General features: G+C 45.6%; 13 protein-coding genes. 11 read left to right on the forward strand and 2 right to left on the reverse strand.

Going from position 1 to position 17,885, the window contains the following annotated elements; all coding sequences use genetic code 11:
• Positions 1–48: 48 nt before the first annotated feature.
• Together A8140_RS17650 and tssH are read right to left on the reverse strand one after the other, a co-directional pair.
• Positions 49–1,677, reverse strand: a complete 1,629-nt coding sequence (locus A8140_RS17650; protein ID WP_005532477.1) for a sigma-54-dependent Fis family transcriptional regulator — start codon at positions 1,675–1,677, stop codon at positions 49–51.
• Entirely contained in the window at positions 1,664–4,342 is a 2,679-nt protein-coding gene (gene tssH, locus A8140_RS17655) for a type VI secretion system ATPase TssH (RefSeq protein ID WP_038863672.1), read from the reverse strand. The genes A8140_RS17650 and tssH overlap by 14 nt, the downstream gene beginning before the upstream one ends.
• A 455-nt stretch (positions 4,343–4,797) precedes the next feature.
• Here tssH and A8140_RS17660 point away from each other — a divergent pair, with 455 nt between their 5' ends.
• The 11 genes from A8140_RS17660 (at position 4,798) to tssE (ending at position 17,877) form a co-directional block, all read left to right on the forward strand.
• Positions 4,798–5,316 (forward strand): Hcp family type VI secretion system effector, encoded by a 519-nt coding sequence (locus A8140_RS17660; RefSeq protein WP_005426983.1) that lies wholly within the window; start codon positions 4,798–4,800, stop codon positions 5,314–5,316.
• 72 nt (positions 5,317–5,388) lie between these two features.
• Positions 5,389–7,467, forward strand: a complete 2,079-nt coding sequence (locus A8140_RS17665; protein ID WP_005532476.1) for a type VI secretion system Vgr family protein — start codon at positions 5,389–5,391, stop codon at positions 7,465–7,467.
• Positions 7,467–7,952 (forward strand): hypothetical protein, encoded by a 486-nt coding sequence (locus A8140_RS17670; RefSeq protein WP_005532475.1) that lies wholly within the window; start codon positions 7,467–7,469, stop codon positions 7,950–7,952. Before A8140_RS17665 ends, A8140_RS17670 begins: the two co-directional genes overlap by 1 nt.
• A 101-nt stretch (positions 7,953–8,053) precedes the next feature.
• Positions 8,054–9,373: a hypothetical protein gene (locus A8140_RS17675; protein WP_005532474.1), complete on the forward strand. Its 1,320-nt coding sequence runs from the start codon at positions 8,054–8,056 to the stop codon at positions 9,371–9,373.
• The gene (locus A8140_RS17680) at positions 9,354–10,346 is read left to right on the forward strand and encodes a DUF2169 family type VI secretion system accessory protein (RefSeq protein WP_005532473.1); all 993 of its coding nucleotides are present in this window, start codon (positions 9,354–9,356) and stop codon (positions 10,344–10,346) included. The genes A8140_RS17675 and A8140_RS17680 overlap by 20 nt, the downstream gene beginning before the upstream one ends.
• Positions 10,339–11,283 (forward strand): hypothetical protein, encoded by a 945-nt coding sequence (locus tag A8140_RS17685; protein WP_005532472.1) that lies wholly within the window; start codon positions 10,339–10,341, stop codon positions 11,281–11,283. The genes A8140_RS17680 and A8140_RS17685 overlap by 8 nt, the downstream gene beginning before the upstream one ends.
• Before the next feature lie 500 nt (positions 11,284–11,783).
• On the forward strand, positions 11,784–13,787 hold the full coding sequence (locus A8140_RS17695) for a serine/threonine protein kinase (RefSeq protein ID WP_005532470.1): 2,004 nt from the start codon (positions 11,784–11,786) through the stop codon (positions 13,785–13,787).
• Positions 13,787–15,388 carry a type VI secretion system protein TssA gene (gene tssA / locus A8140_RS17700; RefSeq protein ID WP_005532469.1) on the forward strand — a complete coding sequence of 534 codons (1,602 nt, stop codon included), beginning with the start codon at positions 13,787–13,789 and terminating at the stop codon, positions 15,386–15,388. Before A8140_RS17695 ends, tssA begins: the two co-directional genes overlap by 1 nt.
• A 26-nt stretch (positions 15,389–15,414) precedes the next feature.
• The gene (gene tssB / locus A8140_RS17705) at positions 15,415–15,921 is read left to right on the forward strand and encodes a type VI secretion system contractile sheath small subunit (RefSeq protein WP_005449476.1); all 507 of its coding nucleotides are present in this window, start codon (positions 15,415–15,417) and stop codon (positions 15,919–15,921) included.
• An 8-nt stretch (positions 15,922–15,929) separates the two neighbouring features.
• A complete protein-coding gene (gene tssC / locus A8140_RS17710; protein WP_005532468.1) occupies positions 15,930–17,405 on the forward strand; it encodes a type VI secretion system contractile sheath large subunit in 1,476 nt (491 codons plus the stop codon).
• 61 nt (positions 17,406–17,466) lie between these two features.
• Entirely contained in the window at positions 17,467–17,877 is a 411-nt protein-coding gene (gene tssE, locus A8140_RS17715) for a type VI secretion system baseplate subunit TssE (RefSeq protein ID WP_005532467.1), read from the forward strand.
• Positions 17,878–17,885: the final 8 nt, after the last annotated feature.

Below are 17,885 nucleotides of genomic sequence, written 5' to 3' on the forward strand. Positions count from 1 at the left end.
AAGATTTTCTCGCTTCTCGCTTCTCGCTTCTCGCTTCTCGCTTCTCGCTTAACCAGCTGCAGAAATATCGTATTTCTTCATTTTATGGTTGAGTGTGCTCATTGGCAGCGCCAATTGCTCGGCGGCTTTCTTGGTGTGCCAATTACAGGCATTTAAGCAATCGATGATCACTGTGCGCTCGTATTGGCTGACAACGTCCTTTAGGCCGATTGCCGCGCCTTCTAAATCCGCTTGTGCTGGCTCGTAAGCAGGTTGTTCTGGAGCAGGTGATGCCGCTTTTACTTCAATACTTGGCGTGTCTTCTGGGATTTGCTCACCGAACTCAATGTGAGTGATGGTTTCAAAATCTGACAGCAGTACCGAGCGTTCGATGATGTTTTTCAGCTCACGAACGTTACCCGGATAAGAGTAAGCAAGCAGCTGTTTACGCACGTTGGCACTTAACCCTGGCGCTTGCGGTAAGCCTAGGGTCTTGGTCGTGTGCTGCACGAAATGTTCTGCGAGAGGAATAATGTCTGACTCACGTTCTCTCAATGGAGGCAGCGTAATCGGGAATACATTCAAGCGATAGAACAAGTCAGCACGGAACCCGCCGTCTTTGATCTGCTGCATAAGATTGCAGTGGGTGGCTGCGATAACGCGAACGTCTACCTCAATCTCTTTACTGGCACCGATAGGGCGAACCTTACGCTCTTGCAGTACTCGAAGCAGCTTAGCTTGAAGTAGCATTGGCATATCACCAATCTCATCTAGGAATAGGGTGCCACCGTTGGCTGCTTCAAACAGGCCCACTTTATCTTTGTCTGCGCCCGTGAATGAGCCTTTCTTATGCCCAAAAAGTTCCGATTCCAATAACTGCTCTGGAATAGCCGCACAGTTTTGAACGATCAAAGGCTGGTCTGCTCGGTTAGAGTTCTCGTGAATGTACTTCGCGATCACTTCTTTACCTGCACCAGTTTCACCACGCAACAGAACGTCGACAGGAAGTGATAGCACCTTATCAAGACGATTTAAAACATTGAGCATTTCTTCGCTCTCTGCAATCGGGCCTTGATAGGTTTTCTTGGTACGCTTTTTAAGCTGAGTGTTCTCACGGAGCAGTGCTTGGTTATCGGCACTCAGGCTTTTAATCACTTGCCCATATTGCTCTAACCAAACTGCTTGGCGAATATTACTCGCGGCCATACGACAGAACTCAGTGAGTGCGGCTTCGTTGTCGATAACGCTTAAATCGAGTAATACTAACAGGCCGATGGTTTTACTATCGTTGTCGATAAGTGGCCAAGCCAATAAGTTTTCGCTCTTTAGTCCAAGTATCTGCTCGCTTTGATAAATGCTTTCACAGTCGTAACCGTTGTACTTATACAGCTCGTTGATCAACACCACTTCACCATTGCGAATCGCAAAGTTAAATGGGTCGTTCTCACTGGCAGAATCTATCTGCAATGCTTCCCAAGGGTGGGAAACAATCGTTTTATCGTTATGGTGAGCGGTACTTGGGATCAACGCTTGACCAGTCTGGTCTAAAACGTAAATGATGCCATGCTTTGCGAGTGTCATTTGTCTCGCAGCGGTCAACACGGCATCTAACGTTTGGGTCAGCTGGCTGCGATCAGCCAAAGATTGGCTGATCGCAAGTAGGGCGTTGCTAAGTTCGCTATGGTTAGCTGAACGCATAGGTTAGTGTTCCTTGCTCATCGACAGAAACTGCGATTTGCGTATGTGAATCATCCTTGTCATGCACCAGTAGCTGTGTCGATAGCTGCGGCAGTAACTGACGGTTGATGACCGCGTCAATGTTACGTGCGCCTGTTTCAGCAAGGCGACAGTTACCCAGTACGAATTCAACCAAGCTTTCTTCGTAGCTCAGAGACAATTTGTGATGGCTCTGTAGACGCTGAGAGACTTTGTTCAGCTTATGGTGAATGATTTCTGTCATTGCTTCATCAGATAGCGGAACAAACGGAAGCACAGACATACGTGCCAACAGCGCCGGTTTGAAGTGTTGGTTCAAAGTAGGTCGGATAGCTTCTGCGATGATGTTTGCATCGATGTCTTTTGATTGATGAACCAAAGATTCAATCTCGTGCGTCGCAAGGTTGCTGGTCATGATGATCAGCGTATTCTTGAAGTCGATGGTGCGGCCTTCGCCGTCGTTTAACGTACCTTTGTCGAACACTTGGTAGAACAGGTTCAACACTTCTGGGTCGGCTTTTTCCACTTCATCTAGCAGTACAACAGAATATGGGCGTTGACGTACCGCTTCTGTCAGCATGCCGCCTTCACCGTAACCTACGTAACCCGGAGGTGAACCAATTAGGCGAGATACCGTGTGCTTCTCTTGGAACTCAGACATGTTGATGGTCGTCATAAAGCGCTCGCCACCAAACATTTGATCAGCGATCGCACGAGCCGTTTCAGTTTTACCCACGCCACTTGGGCCAACCAGCAGGAATACGCCTGTTGGTGCGTCTGGATTACCTAGGCCAGCTTTCGCCGTTTGAATGCCTTCAGACAGTGCATCGATAGCGTATTCTTGGCCTTTGATGCTTTGTGTTAGGCTTTCTTTCAGTTTTAGCGTGGTCTCTGCTTCGTCTTGAAGCATCTTACCCATTGGAATACCGGTCCAGTCCGAGATCACGTGGCTGACTTCATCTGGGCCAACTTCAAAATGAACCAGTGGGTTGCCATTGCGGATTGCGTCTAGCTGTTCTTGGCAGGCTGAAATTGCAATGCGAACCGCTTCTTCATCCATTTCTGCATATGGAGAAACGTCTTGCTCTTGTTCTGAATCTTCGTCTGCAACAAGCTCTTCTTCGTTTGTTTCGCCAAACACCAGTTCATGCAAGCGAGAGCGTAGAGCAATCATCTCTTGGATCTGCTCTTTTTCTTTGTGCCATTGCGCTTCTTGCTCTGCTAACTCTTCTTTGGTTGTTTCCATTGCCAGTTTTAGGTCCGGAATGTTAGCAAGGCTGTGCTTGTCACCAGTTTGCTGCAGAGCATCACGCTCAAGTGCTTCAAGCTCGCGCTGTTGGGCAGCAAGTTCTTGCTGAAGTGTTTCTACAGAAGCAGGGATAGCATTAAGGCTGATGTTCACTCGCGCACATGCCGTATCTAGTACATCGATCGCTTTGTCTGGTAGTTGACGGCCAGAGATGTAACGAGCAGAAAGCGCTGCAGCTGCGGTGATCGCGTCATCACGCACGTAAACATTGTGTGACTTCTCGTAAGCTGGGCGCAGACCACGAATGATCAATGCCGCTTGCTCTGGAGAAGGCTCATCAAGTTTTACCAGCTGGAAGCGACGTGCAAGCGCTGGATCTTTCTCGAAGTACTTTTTGTATTCCGACCAGGTTGTTGCAGCAATTGTTTTCACTTCGCCACGTGCTAGGGCAGGTTTTAACAAGTTGGCTGCATCACTGCCGCCCGCTTGGTTACCGCCGCCGACTAGAGTGTGTGCTTCATCGATGAATAGGATGATTGGCGTTGGCGAGTTTTTCACTTCATCCAATACTGCGTTTAGGCGTTTTTCGAATTCACCTTTTACGCTTGCACCTGCTTGTAGAAGACCCATGTCCAGACCGTAAAGCTCAACACCTTTAAGGTTGTCTGGTACGTCGCCTTGTACGATTTTTAGCGCCAAGCCTTCTACGACTGCGGTTTTACCAACGCCCGGCTCACCGACAGCGATAGGGTTGTTTTTACGGCGACGAGCAAGAATGTCCACGATTTGGCGGATTTCTTGGTCACGACAGAAAACAGGATCGATTTCGCCTTTGCGTGCTTTACCAGTGAAGTCTGTCGTGAACTTGCTCAATGCCGAGCCATCTTCGCGAGCTTGTGTTTTTTCGGAAGTCGCGACTTGCGCCTCAATAGAGTGGCTTGTTAGCTCTGCAAAGTTACGCTTAAGGCTGTCAGGGTTGACCGCTTCGAGGATAGAGGCGTAACCGTGTTGGCCGTAACGGAGAGGGTTGCTAACAAGAGTAAGGAGTAGGGCGCCAGAGCGGATTTGTGTTTCGGATAGATCTAAAGAAGAAACCAGCCAGCTTTCTTGTAACCATTCGATTAATAAAGCAGAAAAAACAGGTTTGCTGCCATTTCCTTTGGCGTTGGTATCGAGTGTGGATCGAACCGATTGTCTTAATAAGTTCTCAGAACAATCAAAATGACTTAATAAGACGTCAAAATCACTATTTGGCCTTTCTAAAAGACTCAGTAAATAATGCTCAATTTGAACTTCGTTTGCTTTTTCAGAGACTGCAAGTGCAGCCGCGTCTTCTAATGCCACTTTTGCAATCGGGTGTAGACGCTGAATTAATGAAGAAAGGTTTATATTTATCATAGCCATTTTATTCTTTAGAGGAAAAGAGGTGGCCACTATTATACTAAAAGTGATAACGCTCTTTTTTTATCAAGATATTTTGACTATCGTTTGTTGGTGATTTTAATGACAATATTAGTGTGAATATTTATCTTGAATAACGCTTCTTTGTTATTTTGAATTAATTAATGGTTAATCTAACTAAATAGCCAGTGTTAATAACTTTATTCTCCCTTTGATATATGGTTATTTTCACTTTTTATCTGAGAAACAATTTATTATTATCTTTTTCCAACTTTTTGGTTTTTTATCCAATAAATTGTACTTAATAAATTGATAAATAAAGCTGAATTTAACCTAAGTGGTTGTATTTTAAGGTTTATAAAAGTTGGCACGGAGTTTGATTATACCAAGTAGTCGCGGTGATAAGCGATTTGGTGATTTAAACAAAACAGATTTTAGAAAAGGAAATAACGATGCCAACTCCAGCATATATGTCTATCAAAGGTGAAACTCAAGGTCACATCACTAAAGATACTTACTCTGCAGATTCTGTAGGTAACACATGGCAAGAAGCTCACGTTGATGAGTTCCTAGTTCAAGAACTAGACCACGTACTAACAGTACCGCGTGACCCACAAAGTGGTCAGCCTACTGGTCAACGTGTTCACCGTCCACTTGTTGTAACTAAAGTTCAAGACCGTTGTTCTCCACTACTATTCAACGCACTAGTATCTGGCGAAAAACTTCCTGAGTGTGTGATCCGTTTCTACCGTACTTCAGTTCAAGGTAAGCAAGAGCACTACTACTCAATCAAACTGATTGATGCACTACTAGTAGACATCCAAACTCGCATGAACCACTGTCAAGACGCTGCAACAGCAGACCGCGTGACAGAAGAAGTTCTTAAGCTGACTTACCGTGCAATCGAAGTAACTCACGAAAACTGTGGTACAGCTGGTAACGACGACTGGCGTGCTCCACGCGAAGCATAATTGCTTTTTGCGTAAAGTTTCAGGGCCAACAATTGTTGGCCCTAATTCGATTATTTGTATCAGGTAAAAGATATGGTGAATGACGTAGAATTTAAATTTGAAGTGCCAGGGTGTGGGCACGACTTTCGAGTAGAAAGCTTTCAAGTGAATGAAGAGCTGTCGAAACCTTTTCACATCAGTCTCTCATTACTTTCACTTGATCCAGATATCTCTTTTGATGCGTTAATTCGCAAAGCGGGAACGCTGACTCTTTATGGACAAGGGGTAGGGGCTGCGCGCGTTTTTAATGGCGTGGTAAACGAAGTTCGTTACCTTGGAACGGGTCGTCGCTTTTCTCGCTACCAGTTAGTTCTTGTGCCTCAAGCTTGGTTCTTATCTCAGCGTCAAGACTGTCGTATATTCCAACAAAAATCAGCGCAAGACATCATCACCGAAGTACTTGATGATGGAGGCGTGACGGATTACCGCTTTGAAGTCTCTGGGACGTATCCGCCAAAAGAGTATGTACTGCAATATCGTGAATCTGACCTTCAGTTTGTTCAGCGAATGATGGCTGAGCACGGTATGTGGTATTACTTTGACCATACCGAAGCCAATCACACCATGGTGATTGTAGATAGCAACGACGCGATTGCGCCACTGGTGAGTTCACCACTCAACGCTTCTTACATCGGTCCGATTGTTTTCCATGCTGACGGTGGCGGTGTTGCTGATCGTGAACATATCTCAGATCTTGAGCTTGTTAACCGCGTGAGAACAGGCCAAGTTACTTACACCGATTACAACTACGAACAGCCTAAAATCCCTCAAGAGATGACCCATGCGGGCGATCTTGACCAAGATTTAAAGCAGTTTGATTACCCTGGCCGTTATGTTGATCCTGCAATGGGGCAGGTGAGAACAACAGAGTGGATGTCTGAGCACATCGTCGACAATCAACAAGTCGAAGCAAGCAGTGATGTGATGCGTTTAGCGTCCGGCTACAGCTTCAGCATTAGCGATCACCCTCGTTCTGAAATCAACCGTGATTACATCATGTTATCTGTCATGCACACAGGCCAAGATCCGCAAGTGCATGAAGACGAAACAAACGGTATGCCAACCACGTATTACAACCAGTTTTCTTGTATCTCACGTGATGTGGTGTTCAAAGCGCCAAAGCTTGCACCTCCTGTTGTTGATGGTCCACAAACGGCGGTAGTTGTCGGTCCGGCAGGTGAAGAGATTTACACCGACAAACTTGGGCGAATCAAAGTTCAGTTCCATTGGGATCGTTACGGCGATAACGATGAACACGCAAGCTGCTGGATCCGTGTAAGCCAATCTATGGCTGCGCCAACATGGGGCGCTGTTTACTTGCCACGTATTGGTCATGAAGTTGTTGTCACCTTCCTTGAGGGCGACCCAGATCGCCCATTAGTGACTGGCGCGGTTTATAACGGTCTTCACTTCCCTCCGTACTCGTTACCGGAGAACAAAACTCGTACTACGTTCCGTACCCAAACGCATAAAGGCACTGGCTACAACGAACTGAGTTTTGAAGACGAAGCGAACCAAGAAGAAGTCTACATTCACGCTCAAAAAGACATGTCGACGAAGGTACTCAACAACCGTTACCGCGATATCGGTCAAGACGAGTTCCTAAAAGTTGCGCGTCATCAGACGAACGAAGTCCATGGTGATCACAAAGAAACCATTGATGGCCACAAGACAACCCAAGTAAACAGCATGTTTACTGAAACCGTAGAGCAAGACGTCACTGTTACTTACAACGCCAACGAAACTCAGTATGTGAAGAACAATTCTGGTTTAGAGATTGGCGATAACCGTACAACCAAGATCGGCAAAAACGATGACTTGGATGTGGGCGAGAACAGCAACTTAACGGTTGGTGCGTCGAAAAGCTCAGACATTGGTGCAGACGATAACCAAACGGTGGGTGGTAACTTAACCGTATCAGTAAAAGGCAATACGTCTTACAAAGCCGATGGCGCAACGCAAATCATCAGTGGTGACAAGATTGTGCTGAAAACTGGTGGGTCTTCCTTAGTGATGAACAGTGATGGTTCAATCAAGCTTTCAGGATCTTCAATCACCATTGAAGGCAGCGATAAAGTCGTCGTGAAGGGTGGTAACGTAGCGATTAACTAATGATGGAAAAACAACCTCTTATTACAGAAACCATCACGAAACAGCAAGCCGAGACACCGGCTTGCTTTTCGCGTTTTGGAACCATAGTCGCCATTAACGAATCAACAGGCAGTGTTCGCGTTGATTTTGATGGTAATCCATTTAACCAACCGCTAACGGCAAGGTTAGGGCGAGGCTTTCGCCGTTCTGAACTACAAATGGCTATCGATAATTCATTAAGTTGTCGAATCGAATTCTTGAACGACGATTTAAGCTTGCCTCTCGTGACGGACATTTTCTTCTCGATTCTCGATGATTCTGATGAGTTTGTATTGCGAGCTAAGAAGATGGTCATAGAGACGGAGCAAGAACTGATCGTCAAAAGTGGTGAAACTGAAACTCGTTACAGCGGGCGCGATAGCCGCATTACGACTAAAGCGAAGTACGTCACTTCCCAAGCAGAAAAAGCACAAAAAATTCAAGGCGGAACGATCGCGATTAACTAGTTAGCTCGTTTTAACTCTTTATCTCGTGGTAACGAATTGACTAGCCACTCGAGTTTAACTAACTGCAATCGCGTTATCGCACGCTAACAATGGATAAGTAGATGCGACAAAGAATCGGTGTCGAGCACCTAAAGACACCCATAACCAATCAAGAAGTCGAAGGCGCGTTAGCAAGAGCTGAGCGTGCTGTGAACGACCTTTCCCAATTGCCGCCAACTTGGCTGAGCTTTTGTAATGAAAAGCTGTCTATTGCTTCTGAGAGCATCGGCTTTTTAATCAAGCAGCGTGTACAACTTCATAAACGAGGCTATCCGAGTCGTGATCTGGATTACCTCAAACTGATTGAGCGCCAAATAGAAGAGCTCAAACAAGTGTATCTGTCGTTTTATCGATTAGCTCCGGGGTTAATTCATCAGCTAAGAAGCCAAGAGCCAGAAATCTACGCTTGGCTGATGCTACAGAAAGAACTTGGCTCTGAGCTCGATAATCTCTTGTGTGGATTGAGCTCACTCGAAGAATTAGACGTACACACCGCCAAGCTCATTGTCACGCAATCTCCAGTTGAACACATGGATAGCGTGATGTCGGAGCTCATTGAGGGCAAAGCGAAATCCAGTCCGTTTTACTTTGAATGCTTACGTCTGCGCCAAGCTTTGAGTGTTGCGCTGATTAAACGTTGGCACAAAGCTGAAATCATACGTCCTAACATCGCGCTACCGCTTTTAGCGTTGCAGGATGTGGAAGAGGGCATTGAGTGGATCAACGACCATGCAAATGGTGAGCAGTATCTGTTTGAACGTTTGATCACCAAGCGTGACAGAGGCACTTGGTTCCGACAGTACTTTGGTATTGAACCGAGTGGTTTGCCCTCGGCCCAAGTATTGACCTTCGCGAAGCTACTAGAGCTAAAAGAGTTTGAAGCGTTCGATATCTCTTCTTCATTAGCCCCCGTTGATTTTGCTCTGAGTGGCGATTGGAAGTTAGTCCCAGAAATCATTGAGCACTTGGAAACTCTAGAAGAGGATGGCGGTGAAACTTGGATTCAAGCTTTGTATGTGGTTTACGGGAAGCTTCTACCACTAATGCCACAAGACGTTGGTGTTGAGTATGAGTGGGAAGAAGTAATCGACTTACTTAATGAATGGTTAGAAGACGAAAAGCACATTCAAAATCTGCCAAGCCGATTGGGATACGCATTGAGCTTCGAATCCACGTTAGCGGCAATGCAAGATGCCAACGTTGACGTGCTGTTCCGAGATTGGCTATGGCGACAAATCTGTATTCAATCCCGAGCATACGTACCTTGGGATATGGTGATGCCAATTCATCAGCAAGATTGGAACTTCAATAATTTAAAGGCCGCACCTTCTGCGAGCGAACGATTCAATTTAAGGAATAGCAATGCAATTATGGGATATTGAAGCGCACCCTGAGCTATCACTTAAAGGTCGTTTTCAACGTGACGAAAACGGCGATGAAGTTTGGGTTGTTGTCGCTAAACGCATTTGGCAATTCGATGGTGTGGTTTGGCATGAATTAGGTGAAAGTGAAATCTTCGATGATCCCCAATATTTGGGCGAAGAAGGCTTCTCTGCAATGAAGGTCGACCACGAATTCGCTTATACCAAAGACAACACGGATGTACTTGTTTACGGTAAAGCTCGCAGTTACGCGAAAAAGCCGGTGACATACCAAGAATGCCGCGTGTTGATTGATGGCCACATTGATAAAACCCTCGCGATACATGGTGATCGGGTTTGGGTAGAGCATGGCGGTAGTATCACACTTAGCAAGCCTGTACCTTTCATTGAAAAGGACATTGATTACACCTGCGCGATAGGTGGCGACTTGCGTAACCGAATTGGTGGTGGTGTTGCGGACTCCAGCAAAGAGCTGCTTGAACAGCAAGTGCCTTCGATTTTCTATCCTAGAGAAGAGTGGAGCTCTACGTCAAAAAATATTCGAGTCGCGGGCTTTGGGCCTGTTCCTCCATTCTTCGAATCTCGCCAAAAATTGGCGGGTACGTTTGATGAAAATTGGATTGAGAACCGCAAGCCAATGCTACCGCTGGATTTTGACCGACGTTTCTTCCAAAGCGCACCTGCAGATCAACAATGCAAAGGCTTTCTTCATGGTGGTGAGCGCTTGATGATGAGTGGTTTTTGTCACGATGACACGCTCTCATTCCGTATACCGAAAGAGAAATACCGTGCCATTGCCACGTTCAAAGATGGCGCCTATCAAGTTGATATGGCGATGTATACCTTATTTGTCGATGCTGAGAAGAAAACCATATCAATCAGTTATACGGCTGCATTTCCTTGTCAGGGAAAAGAGCATTTGTTGGTGTCTACGTCTATCACTAAGTTGGAAGAGGTGAGCGAGCATGCATAATTCTACAGGTCGTTACGTGCTGGGGATGGAAGTGATGACGCCCACAGGCATGAACTTGGATATCGCTACTGATGCAGCAAATGCTGACTTAGCGAGGTTCGACCAAGTCGTTGGTGAGGACGGAATTGAGCGTTTCACATTCGCGAAAATTGAATATACCAAAGAAAGCGGTTTGTTCGAAAAAACCTGTGAGTTAACGGCGAACTTATTGGATTCGCTCTTGGCCCAGCTGCCTCGTTCTTTGAAGCCGATTCCATTACTTCTTGCTGTGCCTACGACAATTTCATTAGTGAAGATGCAAGAATGGCTTGGTGAAAGTGACTATTCTGACTTTCTTTCTGTGGTCGAAACCGTTCACGCAAGCGGTCCTAGCTTCGTGCTACAAGCCATGAAGTCGTTGGATAAATACGATGCCATGATGTGCATTAGCGTCGATTCTATGGTCAACAGGATGCAAGAACTTATCGACGATAACATGGTCATGAGTACTAATAATCCATGGGGAGTGATTCCAAGTGAAGGGGGCTCGGGCCTCATTCTTTGTCGAAGAAATACCGTAGAAACACTTAAGCTTAAGCCTTTAGCGCAACTTGGTTATATCGATACCGAACTGAATACGACAGACCGTAGAGGCATGTACCGCCTTGTACAGCGTGCGAGTAAAAAGCTTAATGCTTTCGGAGAGGTGTATTCTGACATGACGAACCTGCGCGCGCACAGCGAAGATTACGGTTTCGCGCTGGGCGCAAAAGCAGAGCGCTTTACTCATCCCGAACTGCCTATGCTTATCAATGAATTATGGGGAACAATGGGCAGTTGCTCTTCACTAGCGCTCTTGGCATTTACAGTTAAAAATCATCATTTTAACCAACCTTCATCGCTACTGATGTTTGATTTTAATGGTGACAAAGGGCTACTCCAATTACTCGCTTGCTAGTGTGAATCAGCACGTTAATATTAATGAAAACGCTCTTATATACCCAAGTAACCTCAAGGTGCTAGGTTCAGCGAGAATGACTTGGTTTGAAGGCGAGGCAACAATTAGAAGATCTAGTGGTTCTAAATCAAAAATTGTTAACGAAGCATACGAACCAAGACAACTCGCCCTTTGGGAGCGTGTCACTGAAACAATTTCGTCGTCAAACAACTTGGAAAGAGCTTGCTATTACGCAGCGTTGTTTTCCTTGAACTTGAATCAGTGACAACGCTCTGAATCCTGCATCTTGAAGTCACTTGGGTATAATAATGACTTTTTTTTTAATACGAGAAAACAGCATGACTGATGTAGTGAAAGCGTAAGTCAAAGAGTCTAATAACTTAGTAATAATAACTAAAGTAATAGACTTACTGTTCGTTTTAAATACCAGCCTTGAAACAAGGATGTTTCAAACAATATTATTTCGTCCTAATAATATTTGTTCGATAAAAGAGTGCAAAGTGTCTGATAAGCAGGGAGCGGCCAAAGGATATATTGATCAATTGGTTGTCAAAGCCATTGAGAAAAAGAAACATAACGAGCAAAGGTTGGCGAAGAAAAATAAGCCAAAGCTTGAGTACGTGCTTTTTTCACAATTTGATGTACTAGACACCTTGCCGTCGAAAAATGGTAGAACAACCGTTTACCATCTCGCCAAAAAAGGCCAACCTGAAAAGCAAATCTGCTGTAAAGTCGTCAATGAGGACGCGCCAGATATTGCCAGCAAAATGTTGGTCAATGAGGCAAGTAGACTAGAGCTTTCTCAACATCCAAGCGTTGCGGATTTCATTAAAATCGGTAACGAATTTGAACGTCCATACTTAATGTACGAGTGGATCCAAGGTGAATCACTGGCAGAAAAGATGGAGCGTCATTCCTCTAAAGGTTTCCGTCACGATCACATTGCTTGGTTAGTTTACCAACTCGCTGGTGCGCTTGAATTTATGCACACTCGAGGTATTTGTCATCTTGATATCAAACCATCGAATGTTCTGGTTAGCGAAGGCGATTACGTCAAGCTGATTGACTTTGGTGCAGCGCGCTATATCGGTGAGGCTGAATCTCACGCCGAAGCGAGTTTAAGTTATGCGTCGCCACTTTACCTTGAGACTGGCACGACCGAGCCACAAGACGATGTTTATTCACTTGCACTGCTGACGGGCCATTTATTTATTGGTTCTATTTTTGGTGATGCATGGCACAAGCAATTAAAAGATCGTAAGCGTCCGGCACTGATTCCAAATCATATTTGGAAGCTGCTCAAGCAAGTGATTAATAATCCAAGAGGGCATGGCTATACCGCTATTTCTTTTGCTCAGCAACTTGCCCGCATTGATACTCAGTCTATCGATTCTCAATCGAATGCGCCTATTTTTAGTAGTCTGCGTAATGCTGATTTATTGCTGACGCATTGTAAGCCTCAAGACAAAGGCGGTTACGGCCGTTTTAAAGTGCTTGAAGCAAGCTTGGTATTAAGTGTGATGGCAGTGACAGGCCATTATCTGTACGAGCAAAATCAACCAGAGTGGAAAGCAATCGTAAAATCTGAACCAACGATTTCACAAGCGGGAACGCCGCTGGTTAGCACTATTAAGCCTGCGCAAACGGCTTCTTTCTTGGCGCAACCTCCTTGGGCGATTGAACAGGCGCTCAATGATATGGAAAAAGACGTTATATCGACGGCGCCATATCGTGAAGCGTACCAAGTTCAGCAAACGAAGCTGTCCAAGCTGTACAAAAAGAACCAAGGTGAATTGACGGCTTATCAAGCCTTGGCCGATGAGTTACCAAAAACGTTGGTCGATCTGCGTAAAGAGCTAGTCACATTGCGCGAAAAACTTGTCGATGATGGCGCGCTATTCCCTTATGCAGATAAAACTCTGACTAAAGTGATGGCGGGTTTGAATGTGGCTTCGGTCGACTCGATGAAAATTTCTGCCATCGTAGGAAGTAAAGAGGAGCAGATTGCCAGCTTGATCCTTGATGGTGAAGTGCAGCTTGCGGACAAAGAAATGAAAGCTGCTTGGTTACTAAACCAATCTGAGGCGTATTTCTACAGCCAAGTGTTGCCAAACAAGGTCATGAAGAACATCAATGACTCTATTGAGCTGCATGCAAAGGATCATTACTACACCAAAGCCATCGTAGAGGCGAAAGCGGCGAAGGCGTACTTTGGTAATACTCCAGAACTAACCAAAAAAGTCAAAGATCTGATTGTCGCTCGTAGCGAATACATCCTATTTAGCACGGTCACTGAGCAATCCGTCTTTGATAAACAGAAACTGCACGATTCCCTTACCGATCTTGAGCGAAATGCACCTAAGAAGTTTGGTGAAATCACCGACTTGCTTGAGAGCATGGCAACGGACTCCATTGATAAAAGCCATCAACTTTCTCGTCCTGCACGCGGTGCCATAGCGGTTGAACGAGCGTTAAGAGACTACCAAGCAGAGGGGAGAGGCTAATGTCAGTGATCGATATCGAACGTTTGCTTACGCCAATTTCTGATGCTGCTCCAGTAGGTGAAGACGCGCGCTACGAGTTTTGCTACGAAATGATGGAATCCGAAGTGAAGAAGTTCGGCTCATTATTTGGTGAAACGGTAGATTGGACGGTCGTTAAAACGCACGCAACAGAAGTCTTAGTGCAGCACAGTAAAGATTTAAAAGCGATCTGTTACTTGATTCGGGCACTAACGGAAGAGTTTGGCCTACAAGGTTTCGAACAAGGCTTGAAGCTGCTTAGTCATGCGTTAAGTCAGTTTGGTGGTGAGCTTTACCCTTCACGTAAGCGTGGTAGAGATGGCGCGGTAGAATGGCTAAACCATCAGTTTAAACTGGTAAGCGGTAAGTTAGCGGAAAGCCCGCAGTCTTGGGCGTTGGTTTCAAGTTGTATTTCTACTATCGAAGAAGTGCAGCGTCAGTACGACGACGTTTATCAAGATTCAGAAGCAGATTTTTTTGAGATCCGTACTCAGCTCAATATGTTATCTCAGCAAGCTGCTGTCGATGGCCAGAGCGATGACGGCTCTGCAAGTGAAGTTCAACCTGAACAAGCGCCTTCTGTGCCGGTAAGCACTACTCAACCTGAGCAAACGAATACTGCTGTTGATTCGCCAAAGCCTGAAGAGGCTCAAAGCGCACCAGTTAAGCCTCTGTCGCCAGTTCCGAAGCCAGCGCCAGTCAAGAAGGCCGTCACACAAGAAGTCGATGTTGATACGGACTTCTCATCACCGACGGCATCGAAACGTACGCTTAAGAAAGTCGCGGAAGTGATGATTCACGCTAACCCAAGTGACCCTTTGGCATACCGAATTTATCGTCATCTGACTTGGGATGACATTGATGGTCTTCCTGATCATCAAAACAACGAAACGCCATTGAGCTTGGCGGTGTCTTCGGATCAACAGGCGGACTATCGTGACAAAGCTAATCAAGAAAGCGACATCGACACGATTAAACGCTTGGAGCGTACATTAACTGATGCACCATTCTGGCTGACGGGGCATCACTTCGTGTACTCGATGCTCAATAACTTGGGCTTTGATGATGCGGCCATTGCTGTAAAGCAAGAAGTGAAACGTTTTGTTGATTCATTAGAGGGCATTGAGCACCTCTCATTTAAGAATTCTATACCATTTGCAGATGAAGCAACCTTGAGCTGGTTATCGACTCAAGATGCAGCTTCTTCAACTTCTCAACCTGTAGTGCAAACAGTTGTGATCTCTGAAGAAGATTCGCTGCCGATGGAGGATATCACTCTAGAAAACCTAGGGGAATATGCCGCAGAACTTGCCCGCAAACTCGAGCTGGATAGCTCGGGACGTGGACAGTTTATGCTGTATTTACAATTGATAGCAGCTTACCAGTCTGTTGGATTATACCCATTGTGTCTGCCTTATCTTGAGAAGGGTTGGGAAGTACAAAAAGCGTTTAATCTCGCGAGCTGGGAACCCCACTTATCGTCACAGTTAGAAGATCTGATTCGAAAAACACTCCATCAGTTATTCAGAAGTAAGGATCTTTTGCCTGAGAAGTATGAAGAGTGGCAAGCAATTTATGACTAATTAAAGAGTTAAATAAGGAACTAATTATGTCACGTGACGGCTCGGTGGCTCCTAAAGAGCGAATTAATATCCGTTATGTTCCAGCAACTGGTGATACGCAAGACGACGTAGAACTGCCGCTGAGCATGATGGTGGTTGGTGACTTTACTGCACGTGCAGATGAGACGCCTATCGAAGAACGTACTCCAATCAATATCGACAAAGACAACTTTAACGAAGTGCTAGAAGGCATGTCTCCAAACGTTAAAGTGAACGTTGAAAACCGCCTTTCTGACGAAGAAGGCGGCCAAATCGGTGTTGATCTAACGTTCCAAAACATGAAGGACTTCTCTCCTGAAGCGATCGCGAAAAGCGTACCTGAGCTAAACAGCTTGCTTGAGCTTCGCGAAGCGTTGGTTGCACTGAAAGGCCCTCTAGGTAACGTTCCTGCGTTCCGTAAGAAGATCGCATCGGTTCTTCAAGACGAAGAAGCGAGAAAGAAACTGTTGGATGAACTAAGCATTGGCGACGACCAAGAAGCGAAAGAAGAGTAAGGGATATCATGTCTGCAGAAGCACAAGCTCCAGAACAAGAAGCAGCCTTAGTTGAATCAGGCTCACTTCTGGATAGCATTCTTAACGAAACTCGTTTAAAGCCAAGTGATGAAGGTTTTGACGTTGCAAAACGCGGCGTAGAAGCGTTCATCAGTGAGCTACTAAGCAGCTCGAACACAGAGAAAGTAGACCAATCTTTGGTTGACCTAATGATCTCTGAAATCGATCAAAAACTGTCTAAGCAAGTTGATGCGATTCTTCACAGCGAAGAAGTTCAAGCGATTGAGTCAACGTGGCGTGGTCTTAAGTACCTTGTTGATCACACTGACTTCCGTGAGAACATTCAAATTGAACTGATTTCTGCGAAGAAAGATGAAGTACTTGATGACTTCGAAGACGCTCCAGAAGTGGTGAAGTCTGGTCTTTACAAACAGATCTACACACGTGAATACGGTCAATTTGGTGGTAAACCAGTTGGTGCTGTTATCTGTGATTTCGCGATGTCAGCGTCCTCTCCAGATATTAAGTTGATGGAATACATGGCGAACGTGGGTGCAATGTCTCATGCACCTTTCATCACGTCTGCTTCGGCTAAGTTCTTTGGTCTAGATAGCTACGAAGAGCTACCAAACCTGAAAGACCTTAAGTCAGTATTCGAAGGCCCACAATACGCGAAATGGCGCGGTCTACGTGAACACGAAGATGCACGTTACCTAGGTCTATGTACGTCTCGCTTTATGCTACGTACGCCTTACTCAGTAGAAGATAACCCAATTAAGGCGTTTGACTACGATGAGCAAGTTACAGATGGCCACGATAACTACCTATGGGGTAACTCTGCGTACGCAATGGCTTCTAAGATAAGTGAGTCATTTGCTAAGTACCGTTGGTGTCCAAACATCATTGGTCCTCAAAGTGGTGGTGCAGTTCAAGACCTGCCGGTTTACAACTTTGAAGCAATGGGTCAAATTGAAACTAAGATCCCAACTGAGATCCTTGTTTCTGACCGTCGTGAGTACGAACTAGCAGAAGAGGGCTTTATTGCTCTAACCATGCGTAAAGGTTCTGACAACGCGGCATTCTTCTCTGCTAACTCTGTTCAAAAGCCAAAAGTGTTTGCGAACACGCCAGAAGGCAAACAAGCAGAGATGAACTACAAGCTAGGTACTCAGCTTCCTTACATGTTCATCATCAACCGTCTGGCACACTACATCAAAGTGCTACAGCGTGAGCAAATCGGTTCTTGGAAAGAGCGTTCTGACCTAGAAATCGAACTGAACAAGTGGATCCGTCAATACGTTTCTGATCAGGAAAACCCGCCAGCGGAAGTTCGTGGGCGTCGTCCACTGCGTGCTGCTAAGGTTGAGGTATCAGACGTAGAAGGCGATCCAGGCTGGTACAAAGTATCAATGTCTGTCCGTCCTCACTTCAAGTACATGGGCGCAAGCTTCGACTTGTCTCTAGTGGGTAAACTAGACCAGTAACCCATTACTGAAACCATCAAGCAGCCAGTGAAGACTGGCTGCTTTTTTCGTAGGACCGAACATGGAAAAAGGTTATCGTCTTTTAGAGCGAATTGAGTTGGGTGAGCCAAAAAATTGCTACGAGAAAGTAGTGTCTCATAAGCATTTGATCGAATCCATACACTCTCACCTCGCTGATTTGCTGAATACCCACTCTGGTAATGCAATGATCGACAATGAATATGGCCTGCCAGATTTTAACGACGTGCTTTCCAATAACACGAACCTCGTTCGTCACATTCAACAAAACATCACATCAACCATAGAACGCTTTGAACCGCGACTGCTGAATGTCGAGGTTCATTACCGTGAAGACCACCATAACCCATTACAACTCGGCTTTGGTATTCGCGGCGAAGTTTCCCATAACGGCGGTAAAGTCCCAATGTCGATCGATGTCTACATGGGAACCGACGGCCAATTTAACGTTTAGTAGGTGCC

Origin of the sequence: Vibrio campbellii CAIM 519 = NBRC 15631 = ATCC 25920, from assembly GCF_002163755.1 — a bacterium.
Taxonomy (GTDB): Bacteria; Pseudomonadota; Gammaproteobacteria; order Enterobacterales; family Vibrionaceae; genus Vibrio; species Vibrio campbellii.

Bases quoted from the DNA above. Each gene is read 5' to 3' on its own strand.
- A8140_RS17685 (WP_005532472.1), top strand. From the start codon at position 10,339: ATGCATAATTCTACAGGTCGTTACGTGCTGGGGATGGAAGTGATGACG.
- A8140_RS17675 (WP_005532474.1), top strand. From the start codon at position 8,054: ATGCGACAAAGAATCGGTGTCGAGCACCTAAAGACACCCATAACCAAT.
- tssH (WP_038863672.1), bottom strand. From the start codon at position 4,342: ATGATAAATATAAACCTTTCTTCATTAATTCAGCGTCTACACCCGATT.
- A8140_RS17680 (WP_005532473.1), top strand. From the start codon at position 9,354: ATGCAATTATGGGATATTGAAGCGCACCCTGAGCTATCACTTAAAGGT.
- A8140_RS17660 (WP_005426983.1), top strand. From the start codon at position 4,798: ATGCCAACTCCAGCATATATGTCTATCAAAGGTGAAACTCAAGGTCAC.
- A8140_RS17670 (WP_005532475.1), top strand. From the start codon at position 7,467: ATGATGGAAAAACAACCTCTTATTACAGAAACCATCACGAAACAGCAA.
- tssC (WP_005532468.1), top strand. From the start codon at position 15,930: ATGTCTGCAGAAGCACAAGCTCCAGAACAAGAAGCAGCCTTAGTTGAA.
- tssE (WP_005532467.1), top strand. From the start codon at position 17,467: ATGGAAAAAGGTTATCGTCTTTTAGAGCGAATTGAGTTGGGTGAGCCA.
- A8140_RS17665 (WP_005532476.1), top strand. From the start codon at position 5,389: ATGGTGAATGACGTAGAATTTAAATTTGAAGTGCCAGGGTGTGGGCAC.
- tssA (WP_005532469.1), top strand. From the start codon at position 13,787: ATGTCAGTGATCGATATCGAACGTTTGCTTACGCCAATTTCTGATGCT.
- A8140_RS17650 (WP_005532477.1), bottom strand. From the start codon at position 1,677: ATGCGTTCAGCTAACCATAGCGAACTTAGCAACGCCCTACTTGCGATC.
- tssB (WP_005449476.1), top strand. From the start codon at position 15,415: ATGTCACGTGACGGCTCGGTGGCTCCTAAAGAGCGAATTAATATCCGT.